Origin of the sequence: Pseudomonas sp. N40(2020), from assembly GCF_014472415.1 — a bacterium.
Classification (GTDB): Bacteria; Pseudomonadota; Gammaproteobacteria; order Pseudomonadales; family Pseudomonadaceae; genus Aquipseudomonas.
Genome location: NZ_JACSZV010000020.1, coordinates 87,024 through 110,594, shown reverse-complemented (window position 1 = coordinate 110,594; position 23,571 = coordinate 87,024). Strand labels below are relative to the sequence as shown.

Below are 23,571 nucleotides of genomic sequence, written 5' to 3'. Positions count from 1 at the left end.
GCGACATCAGTCATTACCTGATGCATCGGTACAACTGGATTAGACCGCACCAATTCAATAACGGACTGGCCCCAGCTCAGGCCGAGAAAAAACTTAACGTCGTGTCCGGGATTAGTTGACCACTACAGCGAGAGTGTTCGACACATCGAGGTATCTGACGACCTGCTAGCTCAAACGCGTGGCGTTAGGTCGTGTGCTTAAACAAAGGTATAACCAGATGGAAGCAAGCCGTTCGCTCGGGTTGTTGAGTCCGCGTGTCGGTGCGTCTACCAACTCCAGCAAGTAGCGCAATGGCGTTACTCCAAAGAGCAACGCTTTGACGCTCGAACGCAGAAAAATCAGTAGCTAGAAGGTCTGATCGCCCGTTACAGGCGAGGGGAATCTATTTTTAAAAGGTTGCCGCACTCTTGATTCGGAAAAGCGCGAGCGCGCACGCCCGTTGCTCAGTTGAGTGCGCGAGAGCCGGTCGATTGGCGTTGAGCAATCTCCGCGTCGACTCGTTCGTATAACTACGCCGACCGTATCTGGCGCCAAACCTTGGCGTTGAATGGAGTTGATGTTCTGGCGCCCGCTCAAGTCTAGTGTGACCACATCATCTATGCCTGGGCTCAAGGACGCCGTTGCCCGGTTGTCGTTATGCATTGTTACTCGCGCCGATTGCTGGGCTAGGATCCGTCGAACAAGCCGGATGTCCGCAGCGGCTTTGTAGTGATCTGCCATGAACAGGCGATAGCCATCCACAGACCAGCCGCGCTCCGCTAACTCATCGGTCACGTCAATGACGCCAAGATTGCCGAAATAGGCTGTGGTGTCAGGCTAAAGAATGCCAGCCAATGACAACTTAGCCACGCCGGATTCTCGATCAAAATATGAAAGGAAATGCCACACACCCTTGGTGCTTCAGGGATGGGGGAAGTTGATAGCGGCTTTGCCCGTGATGTAGTTTTCTCGGGAGACGCGTTTGAGGTCAAAGTTGAAGAGCGGCTGGATCATATGCTTGAGACGGCTACACGGCGGAGTCGTTGATCTGGAAAACGCTTTGAGATGCACTGTGATGAAGTGAACATGTCGTATGCTTAATGGGCCTCTGTCTTGTCGGAAGCTAATTTGCGCTGCGCGCCTCAGTTAGTCCAGAAGCAAGCGGAGCGCGCAGGCCCATGGCCGAAGGCGTGAGGATGGAAGCCCGAAGGGCCGAGACGCAGGCGTTTACGCCCAGGCTCGGTTCACGACAGCCGTCCGCCATCAGGGCGGCACGTCAAAAGCGTCTGACTGCAGATCCATTATCCATTCAGCCGTACTGAAATCATCGCTCGTTCTTCGCTTAATGGTTGAAGAACGCCTGGCGATCCTCTGGTGTAAAGATAGAGAAAATACTCTCCCTTATGATTGTGAATGATCCGGTAAACCTCTCCAGGTGAAAGCCTGCTAGGAAAGGTAATTTTGTCTAAAAGTATCTCGTATTGATCGTTACTCTGGCATCTCAAGGCGGCCATGAATTCTCTTTGTTCCTCGCGCTTCCATTGCCGCAGCATGTGGTATCGAAGAAAGAAAATGAGGCCGGCGAGTGCAACTAGCCCAGCAGCAACAATCGATCTACTGTCCAGCTCCACGTAGCACCTCCCTTAGCTTCGTGTCCCATCAAAACAAGGCGCTATCAGCACTGTAGCGGCTGCGAGAACGCGTGATCCTTGCGGCGTTGCACCTGAGCAAAGTCAGCTTATGGCAAACCTGCCTTGGTAATCTGGCTTCGGGCTGCTGCGACAATCGGTTGCATACCGTCGTGCCGGAAAGGTGAGGGCAAGTGGCTTACAATTCGTGCGACGAGGATGCGTCCATTTCAGCTGTACACAGGCATCCCAAGTCAGCAATAGCGAAGTGCTTATCCAACAAGCTGCATTTTTTCATGCAGGGTTATCGACCCGTGTGTAAATCCCGAAGGAGCTCCTTCACAAACCAGTCTTGTAAACCGACCTCAAGTGTGGGGATATCAGATGCTGGGCTCACCACCAAGCCAATGTTGATCAAACTTTCGACTTGATCGCTTGCTGCTTCAGACTGACTCCCCGTACCCACCTTTCGGTTCAGCATTTACTGCGCCGGCAGCGCTCCGAGCAGTAGCGCACTTCTTCCCAGCAGCGTGCCCACTTTTTCCTCCATGTGAAGGGAAGGCCGCAGGTCACGCAGGTTTTGACTGGGAGCTCACTCTTCTTCAAAACGATCCCCATGCATCGCGTCTAGCGAGTAGTGTCTGGTCGCGTACCCAGACCGATTGTTGTTTGGATTTACCCTTGATGCAGTGCTGCCGTGACACGTGTTTGAGAGCAAGGTCGAACAGTGGCATTTTCATGGGAGCTCTCTGAAGCGCACAAGACCCCGCTTGATGTGGCCGGCATTATCATCAATGTTGCTGAATGGAGGATCGTCTATTCTGCGAAGCAGAATTCTACTTGCTGGGCGTTCGTCGCTGAGCGATTACTTGAGGACTTACTAGAGGGGCGTGCCGCTAGCAACCCATCGCCCGACGAAATCGTCAAATTTTTCAGAATTCCGTCGCGGGTTAGACCCGCCAATTCTTCTTGAGTCTGACGCAGCAAAGCGTTGACCGGATGCCCCGATTCGGCGGAGAGAGTAATGGCTACTAGGGTCAGAGGATTCACATTAAGCGGGCCACTTAGCGCGGTGATCATCTCTAACGTCGGACTTGATTGACCGCGCTCTAATTTCGAGACGTATGTTCGACTGCTGACTTCTGCCAGGTTCCTCTGGGTCAGTCCTTTGCCTGCACGCATCGCTTTAAGCACAGCAGCGAAGGCATTTTTGAGCGACATAAACACGTTCCTGATTTGAGTCGTGGATACGCTGGAAGTAGCAATTCTGGGCACATGGAAGCCTATCACGATATGTCTGGGTTTCATGCTCTAGTGAGACCGAGACGAACCTTGCAGCTTGCTGAGGCTATGTACGCCGAGGTGGGCTATTTAAGGGAGTTGCCTTGACGAAGAAAGCGAGCGCATGTGGGAGGTTTCGAGACTCTTGAACTGCTGAAGCGCTGCCTCTAATTTGGAGCCAAGACGGGTTTCACCGATGACCTGTACCATCTCGATTGCGGCCTGCTCTTGGTCTAGAGCCAAGTCTGCTCCCTCCATCTTTCTAGCTGAACATCTCGTTGATTTCGGTATCAGCACGGCCCAGCGACTTCATCGAGATGTTGCCTGCGTCGTTCTCAGCAACGTGCCAGAGCGCAAATTTCGGAAGGTTTAGCCACGCCGGTGGCTTCGCATCAACGGCAATAGCCGAGCGGGTATGGTAGGTTGCTGCACCGTCGACTATCGATACAAGCGCGATACCGTGGGCTGTTGCATATTTTATCGCTCCGGATTGAAATCCTGATGTGGTGAACAGCATTCCTTTATGAGCGCCCAAAGATCTGACCTTGTCGTGCAGCACCTGAACCAGCTCCCGCTCGACTGCGTTACGGTATTTTTTGCACTCAATCAGAACGATAAATTCGGCGCCCGCGAAGGCTTGGAATTTTGCCAGCACGTCTATCTGGTAGGTTGAATCGTAGGCCTCGACCTTCACGTCGTGCTTGACCTCCAGCGATGTCAGTTCACCTCCCTGTTTGAGGATCCAGTCTCTGACCAAGAACTCGAATTCAGTGGCGGTAATTTCGAGGTTGGGATTCGCCATTGGTGGGAACATTCTTTTCCTTATCGTTCAGTCGAATTGGCAGTGTGCGATAGGTGCGCAGGGCTCGGGGTGGCAGCACCTAAGACTGTCGAATCCTCAAGATGGAATCGGCGATGGCTTGAGCATTTGCGTCCAGCGCTTCCATGGCCGACATCGCATGAGCGGCGACGCTTCCCACGCCATTTTCTGAAAGCCACTTGGTTATTTCTTCTATTGCTGCACCTAGTGCGTGCTGGTTATGCAGCAGCAATGTCAGGGCGTCCGCCGTGGCGATCTTGTAGTTCGAATTATCTCGCATGGCGGTCTTCCTTGGGATGGTGCACAGAGCCTAGTTCATCTCACCGCTGTCTCAAACGGTGCGGGTTTGCCCGATGTTTTGGCAGAGCACGACCAGGGCTGACAGGGGGCCAGAATGCTGCACTCACCGTCTTTGCTTGCCCGCCGTGCTTGGTCTGTGGAGCACGCGATGGGTAATACTTATCTACCCGAGCTTCAGGTTTGCGTACGGAGCCAAGCTTCCACCTTTTGCAATCTACCAACCTCGGAAAGCTTTGACCTTCCTGTATCTAGAGTCTCAAGCAGTCGCTGTCTCTCCGCACTAGAAGGAAACCAATCATCAATCTCGACGCTGCAGTGGATGGACTCACTCAATGCCCATCTAACGATCATGTCCGCAGCAGCTCTGCGGTGATCCGCCATGTACAGCCGCCGTCCTTCAACAGACCATCCACGCTTTGCTAGCTCATCGGTCACGTCAATGATGCCAAGGTCACCAAAGTATGCTGTGGTGTCAGGGTAATGAATGCCTGCTAACGACACCTTAGCCACGCCGGATTCCCGATCAAAATATGCAAGGAAATGCCACCCACCCGTGGTGCTTCCTAGACGCGGGAAATTGATGGCGGCTTTCCCTGTTATGTAGTGCTGGTGCGAGACGCGTTTGAGGTCAAAGTCGAAGAGCGGCCTGTTCATGCGTTTCGACCCACTTGTTTATGTAAGCATCTTATAGATCTCAGTATTGACGGAAGGGCGCTACCGCCTTCCCGAGCTCCGAGGATGTAGAGGCAAGCTGGAAGCCTGACGATACCTACTAAGGGCCGAAGCCTGCGGGTGAGCTGATCGAAGACAAAGGCGCTGGCGGCGCCCTTCGTCTAATTAGTTCATTCACCGCTTTACTCGACCTAGCGCTCTATCGATGAAATGCCGCTCAAGCAAGGTTAGGCTTTGGAGTCGATCCAGGTTTTCACGCAAGATTCGAGAAGCATCGTCTACGCTTGCCTCTTCTGCAAATGGAAATCGTGTTCCGAGCTTATGAAGCAATTGGACAGGGATTCCCATCTCTTCAAGCCCGGCCCATGCCGGATGCAAATGATAGTTTTCGAAAACACTGCGCAGATGCCCATAGGATACCCGGTAGTCTTTACCCCTCTCCTCTAGCTTGAGGTTGACGATGTCCTCAAGTAGAGCTAGTGCTTTAGGTATGGCATAACCAAATATCCGACTCGCAAAGTTTAGGGCATGGTTTATTTGCTCGGATAATTCTTCGCTATCGACACTGGATGGTATGCGAGATATTTGTTGGGTTAGGTAGCTTTCGTGGCTGGTCGCCATTAGGTAGGCAGAGACTCTGGCATTGATAACGCTGATGTTATTGATCAGCCCTAGTTTTTTAAATGAGCCAGAGCAAACACGATCAACGAAACGAGACAGGAAATTTGCGAATCCTGCTTTGGGGACGCCTGAGAATAAGCAACTGTGGAATTCACTTTCATCGGACATGTCTACGAAGCTGAATGCTGCTTCAATAATTTCCAGTTTGAATGAGGCATGTTTCCTCAGAAAATCCTTCCCAGCCCTGCTGGCTGACGTCCCGGCATCGAACCTGGATTGGGAAAAATCTGTCAAATGTTCCGGCTGAATGCCTGCGAGGAAATTTAAGGGCAGCTCTTCTGTTTGTTTTCCTAGAGGTATCACTACCTCAAAACAGTCGCTTTGTTTTGGTAGTTCTTCCATGCAAAAAACCTTACCGACGAAATGCTCACCCATCCGTCCTGCTCGGCCTTTTATATTCCCATGCGTGAACCGATCAATGCTGAAGTTACCGGCTCGATTATCGTAAATAAATACATTCTTAGCGACAGTGTTTACGCCTTCAATGATAGTTGAAGTGCAGATCAGAAATGGGAGTTCGCCACGGTTAAACTTATCGATAGTGTATTGCTGCATAGCTCTGGGTAGTCCACCGTAGTGAAGGCCTATCCCATTTCTAAAAGCGCGCGTGTACTCCCACTTGGGATGGTAGTGTTGATCTAACCAGCTGAGGTAGTCATCTTCGATGGCTTTCATAAAGCCGGATTTTAGTAGAAATTTAGCAACCTGTACCGCGCGGCCTGGAGATTTGCAGTAAATGATGGTAGGCCCATGGATCTGCTCGAGTGTTGTCGCTAATGCCTCATTCTTCTCATTCACGCTATCAGGTTTAATGTTGAAGAATTTGACGTCCACAGCTACCGTGTTGTAGTCGGTAGGGATAAACGTGTAATGCAGGTTGGACGACGGCAGTCCGCTTACACCGTTGATAAATGGCCCTGTCATGAAAAACTGCTTGGAACAGCGAAGTAGTTTGCTCAGTGCCGAGTTTAGAGCTGGTACTCTTTCATCTTCATCGTCAATCTCGCCGTCCTTCTTGCGTTTGAAGGCGAGCTTGTAAAATTCATCAAGTACGAATAGGTCGATGTCGATCAGATCGTCCCGGTCATTAACACGCTCTTGTGTCAACACATATAGAATGTGCTCCTGTCGAGAACGCTGTGTGCCATGGTGAATTATTTGAAATGTTTGTCCAAAACGCTCTTCAAGTCGACGTCGTGTTTCGTCGACCAAGGCGACAGTGGGGAGGACAATTACGAGTTTATTAAATTTCCCAGACGCGATCAGCGAGTCAACGATAGCGCTCTTACCCATGCTAGTCGGTGCACTCAGGATCACGTTTCGATATTCAAGAAGCAACTCGTAGATTTTGAATTGCATGGAGTGAAAGACGATATCTGTTGATATAGGCGTCTGATATGCCTCTAAGACAAACTCCTCCGCAAGCGACAGATCTTGAAACTGTGTTTTCAAATATGGATATAGCCCAGATTTCCGAACTAGGTGGCGTAGTAATGCATGAACTCCCGAAAATTGGCTTCGAGAGTCCAAGGCTCGAATGACAAGCTCTCGCCCGGAGCTCCTGTACTTCGGATTAGATAGGAGCTGCTCAGCGGTTTTGAGGTAGGCAAAGGCCGAGAAGTTTGGATGTTGCAGGCTTTGGAGCGCGGATTCGTAGTTTTCAAGCACAAGCCTTCTCCAGCGCCTTCTTTACTTCGGATAACAATCTATCTATGTTCGGTACAGGGTAAAGGTGAAGATCGATCAGTACCTCTCCGAATCCGCTGGTTTTTAAGTCTGACGAAAAATTATCGAATAGTTTCTTAGTTTCTGTATAAAGTTCTGGCTCATAACCCGGTGTCTCGGGCTCGGTCAGCAAAATGGAGTTGTAACCAAGAAAAATTATAAAGCGATACCTGTTTAGGTGGATATCGAAAGCTTGACTGGTTTCGAGGAGCTCATCAATATCGTGCTGGAGCAAGTAGGAGTCTTGTTTGATTTCAAGAATTTTGGAACGAGCCGAATCGATATTGTCGATGATGTCTGTGTATAGAATCGTTCGAAGATTGTTCAAACATTCGGCTAGGTCGGAACCGTTGTAAAGGTGGCTAAACCCTACCCAAAGCTCATCACCTCCTGAGGCTCTTGGGACGATATGAACATTCTCGAGGACTTTTACCTCGAAGGGTTTCTCAATATATAGAGAGGCAGGTATTGGCTGGCTCGTATGTTGGCTTCGGATACAAGAGTGAAGTAATACTTTTCCAAGAAAATCCCCAAGCTCGCTCATGGATGCTTCCAATCGAGATAACAAGATCCGGTATCGATCACTTGTTGATATGCCTGTGATGTCCGCTATTTCCTCTGGCATTAGTAGGATTTCATCAATCCATTTAATTACACTTTCTGAGATGTAGCTATATCTGTAGTTTCTAATGCTGTAATGCTGGTGCATTACTTTTCCGCATCTTGTGATGCTTCCGCAGCTGGGCGCATGCGTGTGGAGGTGCACGAGAATGGGTTGGAGTTTTTTGTTTGCGTATATTTTTGTATTCGTATATGCGGATTTCTCGTGTATCAAAATCTCAGATTTAAACCAGTCGATGAGATTGTTTCGATAGTAGGTCTTATCGTCTTCACAGTAGACTTTTCTGGAAAGCGCACTTTTCTTGGTTAGTGTGTAAACGATGTCTCGCCAAATTGCCTCGGCAGCGACATCGGAACTCAGGCTTACGCCAACGACCTCTAGAGCCGCGTTGCGGATATTTTTAATACCCATAAGTTCGATTTCGTGTACCGACGCATATACCTGCCACCAAGTCGAATCTACCCAATGCCCGATATCGTTTTTGGATGCGGCAACAAAGTTAGCAGTTCGCTGGTTGAGGTCGTCGACTAGCTCTTGTCGTCCTGGCCTGCCAATTCGCGAGGTCGGCAATACTCGGAGGTACTCCAAGAGGCCAGTCGGGCGCTCTGCTGAAACGATCCGAAATCTGCATTTGCTAATTGGGACGGTCGCTTGCTTCATCGATTTATGCACCATCGATGAATCAGGTATGCGTTTTTTTCGTGGCTTGCCCCAGGACTTGCTCTTCGCAGAGGAGACAGCAGTGCTTGTTGAATTATCTGTGATTGTGGTCGGTGTCCACTTCTTCTCGGCAGCAGCCTTGACTTGGATGAACTCTGTGAAACCTGCCCAGACGATATCTACATCATCAACGGTCTCGACACGCACGGCACGCATTTCCCTGTCCATGAGCATCTCAGTTGCAAGCCAGGCAGCGACACAGTCCTGATATAGGAAGCCGTATTTTGCTGCTACGCCCCCCGAGTCGGTTATTTCCATTGCGCTCGTATTCCATGGCACTTTGCTATGCCCAGCGTATGGGATTGTGCTCTGCCAGTCTATGGGCGGAATGGAGGCTTTCGTAGCCAATAGGGACACGGCGCTAATCCGGATGGAAGGTAGCTGATCCCAGCTCGAGGAAGTAGCCTCGTTCAGGCACCTCAAAAGCAACAAGCTTCGTTCCACGCTGTTTAGAAACGCTACCGAATACACCCCGTTGTTTTCGCCTCCTGGCCGCAGTCGCACGGGCGAATCCCTAGCTCGGCTCATCCTCACAGGTTGTACCTTCATCAGCAGGCCGCCATCTTGGGAACATCCAGTTGGCGATCAACCAGTCTTGCTGGAGGCTGCCATCTTTGGCAAATATGTCTTTTCCTTCAGCTAGCCTAAAACTGAATGTCTGCAATTCCTCGCGATTCCCCGAAAAAACGGTGACCTTCAGAGCAGCTTCAGTGCCGTAGAGCTCGCCAAATTTTCGATTTACCTCATCGACAAAAAAGTTCTCGGTGATGGTAGATGGGTCTTCAGGGGTGGGGACGTGTATGTCTTTTAGGGTTTCCTCAGTCAGCCAAGTAGACAAGCCCTGTAGGTGAATGCTCTTTGAGATCCGAACCCAAACACTTGCACCTGGTTCGACCTTGATAGGCGTGTTGGCGTTCGGGTTCTCGGACAATACGCACATTCCCGCTGCACCGGCTCTGCCGAGCGTTGCCGTATTGCTTTTGGTGACTTCAATTAGAGCCGACGTCAGGTAGACGGGATCCTTTCCATAGTTCCTCAGCTGCAGCTGAACAAATACGTCATCTTGGTTTTCAGGCATCACGGCGTTAATTCTGAAAGGCTTTAGCCTTGCTCGGACAACGGCTAGGGGCGCTTTGTCCTGTCCTCGCAACTGACTCACGAACGATATAAGGGAAGACCCGTCACTCAAAAAGCCAACGAAGGCGAAGAGGGCACCGACCGACAGCATATTTCGAATTGCGGGGCGGCTCCGGATTGATGACAAGGCTGAGACAAGCTTTTTTAACAAAATAAACTCCACCCTTTCAGGTTTTTCATTGCTCCACGGGATCTTTAAAATCGTCCACGCGCATATCTGTCGGCATGTAACGAGGAAATATTAATTGCATGGATTCCGATTTGAGCAGGAAGGCGCAATGATTATGACGGGGAGCTTACCGAGTAGCGCTGGTAGCTTTCCCAGCGTGCCCTCTGTCGATACGCGCTTAGCGACTATCCAACAGCGGGAGGCAAGCGCGTGGACGTGCTGACGGCACTCAGATAATGTCTCAAGCACGAAAACGCGCAGGTCGCGTGACGACTCATGAAAGGGATAGACGCGATGATTTATCAATGCAATGGATGCAATAGGACTACCTTCGAGATCGCATGCCCATGGTGCATGGGTTCTCAAGTTTCACCGTCATCAGAGCTCACGTTGCGACACCTCACGCCATTGGATCCTTCGTTTTATCCCGACTTTCAATACAGATCCAAAGGCTTGATTCAGGACTTCTTCGGGAAGAAGAAGGAGCAAGCCCAGCTCAACGATCTTTTGAACAACGTCTTGAGAAAGTACGCGGAGCTGAAGCAGCCATACTTCACGAACTTCATACACACCACTCGCGAAAGCGCAGGTACAAGCGATGAAGCAGGCGTGCCCGGCCCACGGTTGGATGGTGTGTACAGCGAGAGGGAGCTGTTCAGGGAAGTCTTGATTCGCAAAGGCTTTGACGAACTCGAAGGGCTTCCATCTCTATTGGACAAGCTGCTACAGACCACAGCCTTCAACTCTGCCTATCTGGGCTTCTCCAGAGAATTGACCCGCCACATTCGGACTGACCTGGCCGACACATTACGTTCTTGGATTGAAGAGGCAGGAGCGACATTCAGGTCTGACTTGGCTCTGTTCTATTACTACCTTTGGGAAAATGACCTAGCTTTCCCCAATGTTCAATTCAATCCCCAGGCGGCGTCGACATCTGGTGTGCCGCTCCTCCCGATACAGGTTTTCCGGAATGGCCTGAGCCTCTGCGAGGAGATTTATTTCGATATTCTCGTCGAACGTCTGGGATCTCAGCTGGAGCATTTTAATCCGAATCAGTTCATCACCATGTACCTGGTGGATGCTATGGACGGATTTCAGTTTGAAGCTTTCCTGGTTGAGATCTTCCAGACCATTGGCTATGACGTTAAGGAAACCAAGAAAACTGCTGATCAGGGCGCCGATCTTTTCGTTAGCCGGTTCGGTAAAAACATGGTCATCCAAGCTAAGAACTATTCGGGCTCCGTAGGCAACGCGGCTGTGCAGCAGGCCATCTCTGCTGAAGCCTTCTACGGGTGTGACGAGGCGATGGTCGTAACGAACTCCTACTACACGAAATCAGCGAAGGAGTTGGCCAGCACGGCGTGCGTGCGGCTAATCGACCGTGATGGGCTTCAGAGCTACCTTGATGACTACAATCAGAAGCTCATCGAGGTCTTCCAGGCCGAGGATGAAAGCGCCTAGGCCTGTGCCCTTCAGCGGTCAAGACGGCAATCGCCAAGGCATCATAAGCATACAGATCTGAGGGAGCACGCGAGGTGTCAGGAGTAAGACAGCACTTCATTCCAAAGTTTTTGCAGAAAGGGTTCAGATCTCCAGGTAACGGCAAAATCGTCCGATGCTGGGTATACGAACAAAACAAGCCCCCCAGATCTGCAAATATTCAAGACGTAGGACTTGAAAGGCATTTTTATGCTATCGACGGCGAGCCGGATCTGGACGATAAAATCACCGACGAAGAGCGGGACGTTTACGTACCTTTGATAGACAGCCTACGAGCTGGCAACCTGAGCGAGGCGGTGGTCGGTAGGATTCCAGCGCTGTTAGCTCATCTAGAAATCAGAAGCCGCCATGTTCGCCAGAATATGCAGTCGATGGTTGATGAGTGTGCCACTGGCATTCTTGGGTATCTTTCAGATCCCGCTACCCTCCGTGCGTTGACTCAAGATCATTTCAGACCAGGTTCCCCTGTCTTTTACAGTGCCTTGGCAGAGCAGGATGTTAGCCCGCAGCAGCTTCAGGCTTTGCTCAATATGGATGAATCACTCCTCGACCAAATCATCGAGCCCCTTGTCGCGATATTTGCAGCCCAGATGCCTGCCCTGTTGATGCGTATTAAGTCTTCAATACCCGACATGATAAAAGCCAGTCATGTCCGCATGCTCAACGAGTCTGTATCGCCAGCTGCCCGCGCCCTGCGTTTCAGCGCGCTCCATTATTCGGTTCAAAGATTTGAGTCACGCGATCTGCCCCTAGGGGATTCAGTCGTACTGTTCCATGTGAGAGGCGAGCGCTCTTTCAAGCCCTTCATGGATAAGGATGATGAGCTTGTTCACGTAATCCTGCCGCTGTCGTCGGATCTGTATCTTCTTGGGGAGACGGATATCTCTCAGCCACCGCTTTCCCAAAACCTGCCGCTTGAAATCGCCCGATGCTCTATGAAGTATTTCATCTGCTCCCACCAGAGTGATCGTGCTGTAGATTTTCAAGCGCAGATAGGACGCAATGCTAGCTGGCTTTCGGCACGAGAAATGAGCGTATTACTTGGAGAAGTGCTTTCGGGGCTGATGGGGCAGAAGCTAACTTGACGCGCAACAGTCAAGACGAGGTTACACGAAGGGATCTTTCTGAGATGGTTCGTCGAGATCTATCCTCATCATAACGCCTTCAGAAGCCGCTCAAATGTCTGATGCTCCCATGTGCTAAGCAGAGCTATAGGGTCAGTCCCGTATCGATCTCCCGAGTCGAACGACCAACGTCGTCCATCGGTGCTGACGCATGCTTCGCAGTAATCGAGCTCAACACAGTCGTTGAAGATCGTCATGCTCCATCCCTCGACGTCGACCATGAACATCCCGGCATAGAGCTCGTCCCAAGTCTGAGCACATGCTCTGATCATCGTGCGTCGCCCAAAGATCGCATCGCGCAGTACCTAGCAAACCTCTCTTGCTGTGAGCGCAGGCGTAGGTTCGTCAGGGCAATAGGTTAAAGTCATAAAAGAAACCAGTCGGCTTTGGTCGCTTTGCCAAAGGTACACCGGCATGCATGAACCAGGTACTCACAGGGAGTAGAGGATGAAGCTATTTTTGGACTGTGAGTTCACTCAGCTCAACCAGGATACAAAGCTGATCTCGTTAGCATTGGTCTCAGAAGCGGGAGACGAGTTCTATGTAGAACTGACCGATACCTACAAGATCGAAGACTGCAGTGACTTCGTAATCCAGCATGTCTTGCCGCAGTTGGATCAGCTCCGCTATGGAAGGTCACTCGTTGAAGCCCAAGCAGCGATGAGCGCTTTCCTGGGCAGTATCGAAGGCCAACTCGAAGTGTGCTCCGACGCTCCAGACTGGGACTGGGATTTCTTCTGCCAGCTCGCGTACGTGGATCATAAATGGCCAACCTATGTCGCGAACATGCCCACCAACCTGATTCATTTGTTCAGAGGTTTTGAAGCCGACGACCTCGGTGACATAGCGCTTTCCGAGCTACCTCATCATGCCTTGCTTGATGCCCGACTCCTCGCTGAGCTTTATCAGCGTCTGACGGCGGCCCCCAAGTTGGTGGGAGATTGATTGTGATGAATCATGAGCTCGAGAGGGGAGTGCTTGTTTGACCCTGTCCAAGATCGTCTTTCGTATTTCGGTCAATCCGAAAAAATGCGCTTGGCGTATAGATATACAGTTATCTCAATTGTACAGACGGAGCCAATCCTGGTCGTAGCCTCTGGGGACGCCAGCACGGATCGTGATGCAAGTAGAAAAAGTCCCCCAATTGGGGCTTTTTTGCCTGAAAATCGGGAAGGAATCTTGCGATCACTACTCAACGCGTCATGAAGGTTACTGAGCGCGACGCCAATGCTATCGCTTCTTCGAGCCACCGGCTCGGCTCAGTACGCCAAATGAATCGAAAATGGTTATCGTACGAAACGCTTGAGTGACCGGCGACTCGCTATCACTTGCTCTCGTATCTCGTCGGGGTCAATCGACATACCGCCGTCTGGTGTCACGCGCAGAGATTTCAGGTTGTTGAGGGCAGCTATGAACGCCCGATCTCTGGCTTGCTCTTGGCCAGATCTGTTGTCCCGACAAACGAGTCCTATCAATCGACCGAACCAATTCATGCCGCACTCCTTATTTCGTGTTCCATGACAGCATTTCAGCGATGCGTATGAAAGGTTAAATGAGAGAGCGAGTAGAAGCGAGATATTGGACGACCTGCTCCAGTCCCGCTCGGCATGCGATGAGATCGCGTGGTCGACCACTCAGACCTCGATTCATGCTGCTTAGCCAGACCTTTGCATTTTGCTCGTTTCCTGCGACGGCGAGCAGTGACTGATACAACTCAATCAGGAGCATGGCCCGGCCCCGCGCTTCGATGCTAGGTTCAAGTAGCTCATGTCCGTGACGTAAACGACGCACAGTTGAAACCTGCTCGCCTAATACGGCTGATAGTTCAGTGTCATCAAGCCCCAACCCTTCGCCAACCCGGATAAATGCTTTGCCAAGTACAGCGTTTGCAGTGCCCGATTCGCCTGATTTCATGCTCCACCCTATGATCTGTGATGGCCGAGTTTGACTATCCATCTTCATTGAACAGTTTGGCCGCTTCTGACCGGCGAACGGCTCCAGCTGCCAGCGATCAATGGTCTGTAACGTAGTTTTGTGCTTTGTAACTCTGCTTACGTTACAGCGCACAAAACTACGTTACAGACGTCAGAAGGCGAGTGGTGGGCGAAGGCAAGCGAAGCGCGCAGGCGTGCGGATGGAAGCCCGTCAGGGCCAAGACCTGCGCCTCGCGCTAGGGCTTGGTTTACGACAGCCATCCCCGACCAGGGGCACGCCCAAAATCATCGCCTCTCACCAGCCCGCATAATGAGTAACCAGGTGGCCCCAGTCCGAGAGCGCCGGGCCATCGCTGCGAAGGATGTTCATTGCCTCGGCGGCAGGGATTTTGGTTGGACAGCCCCCAGTCAGATATGTCTTGTCTTTGCCTTGGCAGTACAAGTGCATGATCGTTAAAACCATGATCTGTTGCAGCGACGACATTGCACGATAATTTTTGCGCATTGCTTTCAAAGATTCGGGGACGGGCTCTTCTCCACCAGTCCAATTGAATCCCCGAGGCCGCAAGTTGTAGTGGCTGCCTTGACTACCATAGGCGCGTTCGACGTACTCAAAGCAACCCTCAAGCGAGTAAGCCTCCACGATTCCCCACACCGCTTGCCCAAAAATATTGCCGCGCTCTGATGCACTCGGAAACGTAGGGATTGAAGCTCCGCAAACCATCGCCAGAGCCGTGTGCTCAATACCATCCATGCAAGGCACTTTGTCTACCATGTCGATCAGCGCCCAGCCAGGGAAACGGCCAGCAGCAAACGTGGCGTTAACTGCCGCGTAGGCAGCCAGGGCTACTGGTTCTCGCGAGTGATGGATGTAGGCTTGGTTGGCAGTTTGAATATTTGCGAATGCCCATACACCTGCTGAAGGCTGATGGACGCCAATCTCGGACAGAAGGCCTTTAGCTTGGGCGACGTAGTTGTCGTTCATGATTCCGCTTCCTTTACCTTATTTTGGTGCCCCACGGCCAATAGGTCAGTTAGGGGCATTCTCTTTCGGATAAAACAAATAGGGCTGATCGCTTCCTCGTCAGGGCAGAGCGCGAGAAGGGGGGGGCGGTTTGCAGTTGTTGAAGAAGTCGCTCCAACGCTGCCCGTTCCTCGGCGCACAGCAAAAAGACTGGGTCAAGACCGTCACTGCCGACACTCTCGAATGACCAACGTCGGCCATCAGTACTCATGCACTGATCGCAGTAATCGAGCTCGCAGCAATCATTGAAGAACACGAGGTGCCAACCATCGACTTCGATGTGGAAAAGTCCGGCGAAAAGTTCAGCCCATGACTGTGTGCATGCTCTCTTCATTGCGCGGCGCTCGTGTCTCTGAGCACCTGACAGACATCTTTTGCAGTAAGCGGAGACATTAAGGAAGTTTCCGGGTTCTGAAACATTGCCCGGAGCATGTTTGAGGAATACTACATCGGCATCTCAGTGAGCTTTGAACGCAACGGAATCACTGCATTTCCACAGCGGGCGCACTCCCTATGTGGCCGGCGATTTGGCTTAGTCGGTTGGTGTTCAGGCTCATTCCAAACTCGTCCGAACAGTTGCGGAGCGTGTGACTCACAAAAGTTAAAGAAACTGATAAAAATCTGGAGATTTCGCTCAATCGTTTTTGCGCTCCGATGTCCTAGCCGAGCCTGGATGTTAGTGAGATAGCACTGCACTAGGGATTGAAGAATGCGGCAATGATCAGGGGCTACGGGATCGCATTCAGGGTTGAAAATGTCTGAAATGGGCATGAAGGCATCCTTCCTATTGGGTACTTTTATAAAAGACGACAGGGAGAGAGTATGCAACGTGAGGCGACAGATGGTACTGATTATCCATACAAAACAGTATGTTACGCGTATACCTGTTTATTGTGTTGAATGGCGGAGGATACTTTTATTGGTTGAATTGACAGGTCTTCTTAGCAAGCTTCAGAACAGAGTGCGCAGAGTGCGCAGAGGGTCGAGCACGGCTCACAGATGTTGACGAAGCTGCTCGAGCACTGCCTGTTCCTGAATTCTCAGCAAAAGGATCGGGTCAAGACCGTCACAACCGACACGTTCGAATGACCAGCGTCGGCCATCAGGACTGATGCACTCATCGCAGTAATCAATCTCACCGCAATCATTAAAAATCACGAGATGCCAACCTTTAACTTCGATGTGGAAAAGTGCGGCGAAAATTTCGTCCCATGACTGTGCGCATGCTTTCTTCATGGCGCGGTGTTCGAGAATGATGTTTCTCAGCACTTGGCTGACATCATTCATTGTGAGCAGAGGGATGGTGCTGATTTTTAGCTCATCCGTAGTCATCCGCGTGCAAACCCTAGGGGAGCTTCATAGGAAGTTAGTTGGATTTATCATTGGCGCATTTGCGATGGGGCTGGTGAATTAAGCATAGCAATGTACGGCAGGATCCTACTCTACATTATAATTCTAGTTTGTTTAGAGCTTTTCCGTTGTAACAAAATTATAAGTAGCTTGATATGATTGATGTATGCGTATTTTATTTCTATCAGTTTTGTTTGGGTCAGATCGATTCCGCTTTTGATGTTTGATTTGTGTGTTGAGCGGTATATATGTCAATTTATTATTAATCATTGGTGGTTTAACTATGGGTATTCTTTCATTGTACTCTATTTAGTCAAAAAAAAACTTGAGGAAGTTGGTTGGCGAGGCTAGGCTTTGATTCGTATTGAATGGTGCGATGGAATCAACGGCATACCAGTTTGCCAACTACTGGAGTGACTCATGCTTGAATACAGCAACGCGGTAGGAGCGCTGTCCATCAAGAAAATTCCATTCTTTCCTTTAGTTCAGCCAGTCCGATTTGGCACCGATCCAGAAGATGCTATTGAAGAAATGGAGGTCATATTCGAGGGGCGGGCCACACTAGAAGAATATCAAAGCAGCATAAAATTTGAGCCATTGCATCAGTGCCATGAGACGCACTTCAATCATTTTCCAGCTTTATTGAATGAAGATGGATCCCCTTGGATATTGGGGAATCTGTACCTCATGAGCTTGGCTACGAGCTATCCGCAACCTCACCACAATACTCTTTATAAGACAGCGCAAGCTTTGAAAGATCACGCAAAAGTGCTAGAAGAAAATGGCATTGGAGTTTTCGACTTCCCTAGCCGGCAGGCAAAGCGTGCGACATACGCTTATAGGAATCACTGGAAGCGTATTGTTGATGAGGAACCAGATAAAGAAGACGGGGCTAATGAAAAAATAATTAAAGTAATTGGCTTTTATCGTTGGGCAGAATCGAATAGGTTCTTCACGCCAGAGAGGCCAATGTGGATAGAGACAAAATGTAGCAAGCCTCTGACGGATGGCCGTGGTCGTACTTTTATCAAAGAATATGTAAAAACTGACCTAGCTGTAAAAAGTTCGGGTGTGCGCTCCCCGAAAAAGCTTAAACCCTACGGCGATATTGCACAAGCCGCTATCATTCAGGCGTTAAAGGAAATTGATAATACCGAGATGAATCTTGTATTCATCTTGTCTTTAACGACTGCTGCTCGTAAACAAACAGTGCTTACGTTGAAAAAGTCCGCCTTCGATTCATTCAATGGGCAAGCTGAATTTAAGCTTAGAGTTGGTAAAAGAGGGGCGGCCGATACAAAGAAGCAAAAGAGTTTTGATATTTTCATACCGGGTTGGCTTGCTCAAGACATCGTTGACTATTTGAAGTCAAAAAGATACGCAGATCGCTTGGCTTTGTCATCTGAAGGCCAAGATAAAGATTACGTTTTTTTGAGTAAGATCGGTCAGCCTTACTATGCGCGAAAAGACGACTCCATGCTCGATCAATACAATGCTATTCCGGTAGGCAAGGCCATAGATGCCTTTATTCGACAGCAACTCACTCCCCACCTCAAATCAATGGGGCATGAGTTGCATATTCGATTTCATAACTTACGTGCAACCTACGCCAATAACTTTGTACGTGGGAATTTGGATTTGGTAAATAGTGGCCAAATGACGATGGCGAAACTTATCTATGAGGTCATGGAAAAACTAGGCCAGTCCTCCTACGAGCAAGCAGAAAAATACATAGGCAAAATTCAGATGGACGAGCTTTCTTATATTGCTCAATCACGAATTGAGTCAAGGCTTGAGCATGTACTCGCTGGGGGGGATGTCGGTGAAGAATGACATGGTCAAATATGAGCCGCTGGTCTACGATCTTGACTTAGAGGAAAATATTGGAATTTATTTTGAAGAAGATTTCAAGTGCGTTGAAGCATTGGAACTTCGTACTCTTGATTATGCAAGAATTCGTAGGATGCCCGTAGGTTTTTTAGCATATACATCAAGGTTCTCGAAGCGACCATATAAAGAGCGATGGGTAAGTATGTCTTCGCTCCGAAGCTCGCGGCTTAATCCTCTTCGAATATGGGCCAATTCTCTTACTGATAAGCGCGCTCATAAGCTTTCTCCCGCAGGAGTGCATGAGGAGTTTACCAAATTTTCAACTTTTATATTGTTCTGCGATGAAAATGGGCATGTCGATGTTTTGGACAGCCCTGAGTCGTTTCATAGAGCACTCATTATTTATTCTCATGAGCTTAATGAAAAGGTAGAAGAGAAAGGTCGAGGAAATACCGAAAACCGACTACTCACCGTGGCGCTTTCGGTCGCATATGAGATCTTCCCAGACGCTGACTATAATTTCAGGCTAGGAGTCAAATTTCCTGGGTACAGCAAGGACGAGCAAGAGAATACTCGGGTGCCGGACGAGGAAAAACTCTTTCCTATTTATCGAGTGGCTGATGCCGTCTTTAAAGCAATTCTCGCATTTCTTAAAGACCCAGAAAAGTCACCAAGAGTTGTTGAGCACTATGGGGAGAGGTATTGGTTCTTACCGGCTTACTATCCATTGATTTCTGAAACCGCGATGGTTGAAAACCAGCAAAAGAAGTCGCGCGGGTTAATCCTTACCGTTATTAGGGATCACGCATTAAAACTCGCCGAGCACAGCGATGGAAAGCTCACAATATCGGATGCAGTGTCAGTGGTAGTTATCAGGTTGGTCTCAGGCGACGAACTTGTCAATGAGAATTGTACAAAGCGAACTAAGTATGTAAGCCTGCCAAAGGCGTTTTCTCCAGTTGACTTAGCTCGACTGGCAATCCTCGCTCACGATTGCTTTTTGTTTATCTTCATTTTAAATACAAGCGCAAACGTCTCAGTGGCTGCAAATGTCTTGTGGGACGAGGCGCATAAAGTGGAAGCAGAGGTTCAGCGCCTTAGGTCAATAAAACGGCGGGCCAGTAATAAATCTGTAGATATTGTTTTTGGCGTGAGATTTCTTAAGCGACTCAGGGAATATTTTGAGCTTCGGGACTTTCTTCCTGGTGCTGATAATTTCAAAAATTTGTTTGGTACTTTTGACGAAAAAAAAGCACCACTGCAAGTCGGTGACAACCCTGCTGGCGATCTTGCTCACACACTAAAAAGGGTAGTGAGAAAGTCTCTGCAAGGCGTCGGTTATCGCGAGCTACGTGCTTTTCACCACAACTCCAAGTCAAAAGATTTTGGTTTGCCCGTGGCAGCGGACTCCGCGCAACACTCCGAGAGAACGGCCATTCAAAGTTATACGTCTGGAAACTACGGCGAAGCGTTGATGGAAAGTGTCATGTTTTTTTCCGGTCTTGGGAAGGCCGTTGAGAAATATGAAGATACCCATGCTGGTGGTTGCACTGGAAACCTAATTAGCGCGATTCAGGTCAGTGATATTTCGAGTGTCGTGCCTGATTGCAAAAATCTGATCGGTTGTTTGTTTTGCAAGCATTATTTGTTGCACTATGATCTGGTGGATGCTCAAAAGCTGATTAGTATTGATTATCTAATTGAGCAGCTTCGATCTGTACAATATAACGCTGAGGAATTTCAGGAAGCTTATGGCCCTACTCAAGCGAGAGTAAGATGGCTGCTGAGTGTGTTGTCTAACGCTAGTGAGGAGTTGAAAGTGCAAGTGCCGAAAATGCGTGATTATGTATTTAGAAATGAGGCGCTTACTGAGTACTGGCAATCCAAGCTCAATATTCTTGTCGAGATAGGAGTTCTCTAAATGGGTAGGTTTGGTTTGGTCGAATATCTCGATGATGCGTATTCTCCCTGGGCGAACAAAGGCGAAATTTGGCATATGCCGAACGACGAGTTTGTAGTCTCAATTATTCCTCTTGGTGAGGATGTTTTGTTTTCACATGACACTTGGTACTTTTTTAATCGTGGGCTTGCGCCAAACAAGCCAAACTATTTCAAAATTTCCTATGAGAAAGAGTCTCTTGATGAATGCGCACTTAGAAACTTGAAGGAGTCCAAAAGCATTTTGCTCGCTCTTGATCGGCATGCATTTGTTAAGCCGGGGCAGCCGTTGGGTCTTGCTACCTTGAATAGATATAATCTTGCCTTGCAGCATGTGAGAAGAGCCTGTAAAAAAAACCACGAATCTGTGTTTGACGTATTATCTAACTCGACGCGTCTTGGCGAGGCTTATGAACTTTATAGTTCTAATGCTCCGGCCAGTTCTCGTACATTGATAGATCTGATGAAGAAGCTAAGTCTACTTCCTTTTCGATATGTTGGTTTTAAGCCTGCATTGTTGCCTTTTTCGATGAGGCCTTCTCCTTCGAGTGAGGCAGGCAAGGAATTTCATCAAACTGAGATTATTCCCACGCAGATTTATCTGGATCTCCTTGTCAGCTACAAGGAAGTAGCAAAAGACTACTTGGCCGTAAAGGATGAATTAAGAGAGCTTGCTAAATGTATTTCGAAAGATCCAAGTTATGGGCGCAGCAAAACGAAGGATGGTGGTAAGTTTTTCAGCTTTGAGCAGGCCGTAGCAGCTGTGGGCTTGGAGTGGTATGCGAAAAAATATAATGTATCGTCGGTAGTCGAGCTTCAGAGGAATTTTGGGACGGTTCATTATGCATGTATTATGTTGATACATGCATTCACCGGCATGAGGAAGTCTGAAGCCTATAGTTTGAGACTTACTTCGCTTAAGAAAAAAGTTGAGGGTGTGAGGGTTGTAGCTTACGGTTTGTATGGATTTACAACAAAGTTTCGAGGAAAAAGAAAAAGGGTTATTTGGTATACCTCTGTCGATGTAGAGCTTCCATTCGAAGCGGCGTCGCATGTTTGCGAAACTATCATGTTTTGTAATGGCGAGCATGTGCCTAATCAGTATCTATTCATTTCCACCGGTTATTTTCCGTTTTCTTCTTCGTCCGATTCACTGCGTCCACTTGGATCATCAAATCCAACATGTGGTAATTATGAACCTAGTAAATATCAGATGCATCTAGGTACCCCTGCGATCACAGGTGAGCATCTTGATGAACTTAGGGCCTTGAATCCATTTAGGATTTGGGAGGCGGAAGAGGTTTTTCAGTTAGGAAAGGAGTGGCCTTTGAAAATACATCAATTGAGGCGCTCTACTGCGGTATACGCGATGGCAAGTGGCTTGGTCAGCCTTCCTGCGTTGAAAGAAATGCTGAAGCATTTAACTTTGGCTATGTCACGTTACTATGCCAAAGGATCCGTCTACGCTCACAACATACTAAAATATCATAAGTCTGATAAAGACTCTTGGCCTGTGAGGTATCAAGAGTCTGAAATTTTCGTGCGAGCATTCCAATATGTACAGGAACTCATCATTCCGGATGAGGTTTTGCTTGGGCCAGCCGGGGTGTGGCTAGAGCGAAATTCGAAGCCTCAACTGAAATCTCTCGCCTATGCCGAAAGTTTGGAAAATACGATGCGCAAAATGAAAAAAGGACAGATCTACTATCGGCCTACCCCCGTTGGCGGCTGCACCTTCAATGGTATTTGTAATAAGCGGGCTAGTGTCAGTTTTATTGGGTGTGAAGGCTGTTCTTATGCGGCGGTCAAAGAGTCAAAGCTTCTCAAACTTATTTCTGTTCAAGAAGTATTTGTGCAACGGTTGGAAAACACACCAGAGTACCAGTTTGAATGTAATACGCTGAGTGAACTCAAAGAATTTTCTGCTCGCCTTGGAGTGAAGTTATGAGTGATTCTGGCTTGGGGAAAATATGGGCCGCGTTACGGCGAATAAAGGCAGGAAAGCCATTGGTGGTCAGTCCGGACGACCAGCTTTCATACGATCTTATTTGTTTGGAGGCTGGTTTTGGACGGGGGTACCTCAAAGCTGGAAGGCCACAGCACGACGAGGTTCGCGCCGCAATTTCTGAGGAGATGAAGCTGCGAGGTGCGCAACCCAGGAAGCTTATAAAGGCAGCTGTTAAAGATGTTGTTAAACAAAAGAATGCTGAGATTAGCGCTCTTAAGGCCAAATATGAGTTGGTGTTAAATAGAGAGGTTATGCTGATACAGCATATTTATAATTTGGAGGAGCAGCTCCACAAGCGTGGAAAGCCACGGCTTGTTTACTCCCAATCAAAGCCTGAATAAAGCGCCATAAAACGTGCGACCACTTACTCTAAGGTAGCTCGTCAATTAGTTGTCCCTGAGTCACCGAGTGTTCTTTTATGCCGGAAGTAGCATCGGTGGCTTCGCGCCAGTCCCTCTTGCCAATTAACCCGATGCTCACCCAGATACAGCCAGCGACTGACCATACATCCCTAGAGTGCCATGGTTCAGACCAGCTTCTCACGACTTATTAGGGTTCCTCTGGAGGTCAGTTTGACGTGATTGAGGTTTGTGCACGCTCGGATGATTCTTGAGGGCTGGCTCCTAACGCGTCAGTGAACATCTTCACCCAAGCTCCTTGACGCATTCAACAATGCCAGGCACCCCCTTTGACCCTTTGACCCTTTGACCCTTTGCGCCAAAGCTAACGGCCTGCGCAAGTGTTCCCGATTTGTGGCCAGGAGGTGTCTGACGAATGACCCCATTAAGAGAGGCCATCGTTTCCTTTTACGATAAGAGAAGGTAAACGTTTATGTTTATGACGAATAGCAACGACAAAAGTGGGGAGCTTTTGGGCAAGGTGTGTCGGCTCCGATGGAGCCCAAAGCGAAACTGGCCATGGTGCGCGCAAGTCTTGAGCCAGGGCAGCCTTGTACATCGGCACACACACCATTGAATGCTTCATCGTGAAAGACAGCTACTGTGCTGCTCAAAGTGTCCAGTTTGTCGTGGACATCAAGGCTTGATGTCAGCTGAGACTCAGCCCTGCGCCTAACCCCTTCCTGCGACGCACCCATACCCTGTTCTATTGCCTGCCTTCTCCTCGTGTT

19 protein-coding genes and 1 pseudogene are annotated in these 23,571 nt (G+C 49.2%); 8 read left to right on the top strand and 12 right to left on the bottom strand.

All coding sequences use genetic code 11. The annotated features are described in order from the left end of the window. Positions 1 to 687: 687 nt before the first annotated feature. From IAI51_RS27970 to IAI51_RS14925, 9 genes and pseudogenes are all read right to left on the bottom strand, one after another. Positions 688 to 993: pseudogene (locus IAI51_RS27970) on the bottom strand (hypothetical protein); the annotation flags it as partial. A gap of 1,088 nt (positions 994 to 2,081) precedes the next feature. Next, positions 2,082 to 2,213 carry a DUF2256 domain-containing protein gene (locus IAI51_RS14960; RefSeq protein ID WP_187679181.1) on the bottom strand — a complete coding sequence of 44 codons (132 nt, stop codon included), beginning with the start codon at positions 2,211 to 2,213 and terminating at the stop codon, positions 2,082 to 2,084. A 210-nt stretch (positions 2,214 to 2,423) separates the two neighbouring features. After that, positions 2,424 to 2,828, bottom strand: a complete 405-nt coding sequence (locus IAI51_RS14955) for a helix-turn-helix domain-containing protein (protein WP_187679176.1) — start codon at positions 2,826 to 2,828, stop codon at positions 2,424 to 2,426. A 322-nt stretch (positions 2,829 to 3,150) separates the two neighbouring features. Further along, a complete protein-coding gene (locus IAI51_RS14950; RefSeq protein WP_187679175.1) occupies positions 3,151 to 3,702 on the bottom strand; it encodes a restriction endonuclease in 552 nt (183 codons plus the stop codon). Positions 3,703 to 3,769: 67 nt separating this feature from the next. Further along, positions 3,770 to 3,988 carry a hypothetical protein gene (locus IAI51_RS14945; RefSeq protein WP_187679174.1) on the bottom strand — a complete coding sequence of 73 codons (219 nt, stop codon included), beginning with the start codon at positions 3,986 to 3,988 and terminating at the stop codon, positions 3,770 to 3,772. 194 nt (positions 3,989 to 4,182) lie between these two features. After that, positions 4,183 to 4,662 (bottom strand): hypothetical protein, encoded by a 480-nt coding sequence (locus IAI51_RS14940; protein WP_187679173.1) that lies wholly within the window; start codon positions 4,660 to 4,662, stop codon positions 4,183 to 4,185. Between the two features lie 192 nt (positions 4,663 to 4,854). Then, positions 4,855 to 7,029 (bottom strand): DEAD/DEAH box helicase, encoded by a 2,175-nt coding sequence (locus tag IAI51_RS14935; RefSeq protein ID WP_098466043.1) that lies wholly within the window; start codon positions 7,027 to 7,029, stop codon positions 4,855 to 4,857. Then, complete coding sequence (locus IAI51_RS14930) at positions 7,022 to 8,686, bottom strand: dsDNA nuclease domain-containing protein (protein WP_187679172.1); 1,665 nt, start codon at positions 8,684 to 8,686, stop codon at positions 7,022 to 7,024. The genes IAI51_RS14935 and IAI51_RS14930 overlap by 8 nt, the downstream gene beginning before the upstream one ends. A gap of 256 nt (positions 8,687 to 8,942) precedes the next feature. Further along, positions 8,943 to 9,506 (bottom strand): hypothetical protein, encoded by a 564-nt coding sequence (locus tag IAI51_RS14925; RefSeq protein ID WP_187679171.1) that lies wholly within the window; start codon positions 9,504 to 9,506, stop codon positions 8,943 to 8,945. 522 nt (positions 9,507 to 10,028) lie between these two features. On the opposite strand from IAI51_RS14925, the gene IAI51_RS14920 reads away from it, so the two are divergent. The 3 genes from IAI51_RS14920 (at position 10,029) to IAI51_RS14910 (ending at position 13,303) form a co-directional block, all read left to right on the top strand. Continuing rightward, positions 10,029 to 11,195 (top strand): restriction endonuclease, encoded by a 1,167-nt coding sequence (locus IAI51_RS14920; RefSeq protein WP_187679180.1) that lies wholly within the window; start codon positions 10,029 to 10,031, stop codon positions 11,193 to 11,195. Positions 11,196 to 11,269: 74 nt separating this feature from the next. Continuing rightward, a complete protein-coding gene (locus tag IAI51_RS14915) occupies positions 11,270 to 12,319 on the top strand; it encodes a DUF4238 domain-containing protein (protein WP_187679170.1) in 1,050 nt (349 codons plus the stop codon). Between the two features lie 486 nt (positions 12,320 to 12,805). Next, on the top strand, positions 12,806 to 13,303 hold the full coding sequence (locus IAI51_RS14910; RefSeq protein ID WP_187679169.1) for a 3'-5' exoribonuclease: 498 nt from the start codon (positions 12,806 to 12,808) through the stop codon (positions 13,301 to 13,303). Positions 13,304 to 13,906: 603 nt separating this feature from the next. Here IAI51_RS14910 and IAI51_RS14905 read toward each other — a convergent pair. From IAI51_RS14905 to IAI51_RS14895, 3 genes are all read right to left on the bottom strand, one after another. Further along, positions 13,907 to 14,272, bottom strand: coding sequence for an antitoxin Xre/MbcA/ParS toxin-binding domain-containing protein (locus IAI51_RS14905; protein WP_187679168.1), 366 nt, complete (start codon positions 14,270 to 14,272; stop codon positions 13,907 to 13,909). Positions 14,273 to 14,587: 315 nt separating this feature from the next. Further along, positions 14,588 to 15,277 carry a hypothetical protein gene (locus IAI51_RS14900; protein WP_187679167.1) on the bottom strand — a complete coding sequence of 230 codons (690 nt, stop codon included), beginning with the start codon at positions 15,275 to 15,277 and terminating at the stop codon, positions 14,588 to 14,590. Positions 15,278 to 16,309: 1,032 nt separating this feature from the next. Beyond that, on the bottom strand, positions 16,310 to 16,648 hold the full coding sequence (locus IAI51_RS14895; RefSeq protein WP_222944162.1) for a hypothetical protein: 339 nt from the start codon (positions 16,646 to 16,648) through the stop codon (positions 16,310 to 16,312). A gap of 438 nt (positions 16,649 to 17,086) precedes the next feature. Here IAI51_RS14895 and IAI51_RS14890 point away from each other — a divergent pair, with 438 nt between their 5' ends. The 5 genes from IAI51_RS14890 (at position 17,087) to IAI51_RS14870 (ending at position 23,487) form a co-directional block, all read left to right on the top strand. Continuing rightward, positions 17,087 to 18,499, top strand: a complete 1,413-nt coding sequence (locus IAI51_RS14890; RefSeq protein WP_187679166.1) for a site-specific integrase — start codon at positions 17,087 to 17,089, stop codon at positions 18,497 to 18,499. After that, positions 18,465 to 20,417 carry a hypothetical protein gene (locus tag IAI51_RS14885; RefSeq protein WP_187679165.1) on the top strand — a complete coding sequence of 651 codons (1,953 nt, stop codon included), beginning with the start codon at positions 18,465 to 18,467 and terminating at the stop codon, positions 20,415 to 20,417. Before IAI51_RS14890 ends, IAI51_RS14885 begins: the two co-directional genes overlap by 35 nt. Next, positions 20,418 to 22,382, top strand: a complete 1,965-nt coding sequence (locus IAI51_RS14880) for a hypothetical protein (RefSeq protein ID WP_187679164.1) — start codon at positions 20,418 to 20,420, stop codon at positions 22,380 to 22,382. It abuts the gene before it with no gap. Beyond that, positions 22,379 to 22,783 carry a hypothetical protein gene (locus IAI51_RS14875; protein ID WP_187679163.1) on the top strand — a complete coding sequence of 135 codons (405 nt, stop codon included), beginning with the start codon at positions 22,379 to 22,381 and terminating at the stop codon, positions 22,781 to 22,783. Before IAI51_RS14880 ends, IAI51_RS14875 begins: the two co-directional genes overlap by 4 nt. Positions 22,784 to 23,391: 608 nt before the next feature. Continuing rightward, on the top strand, positions 23,392 to 23,487 hold the full coding sequence (locus IAI51_RS14870; RefSeq protein ID WP_187679162.1) for a nucleotide-binding domain-containing protein: 96 nt from the start codon (positions 23,392 to 23,394) through the stop codon (positions 23,485 to 23,487). Positions 23,488 to 23,571: the final 84 nt, after the last annotated feature.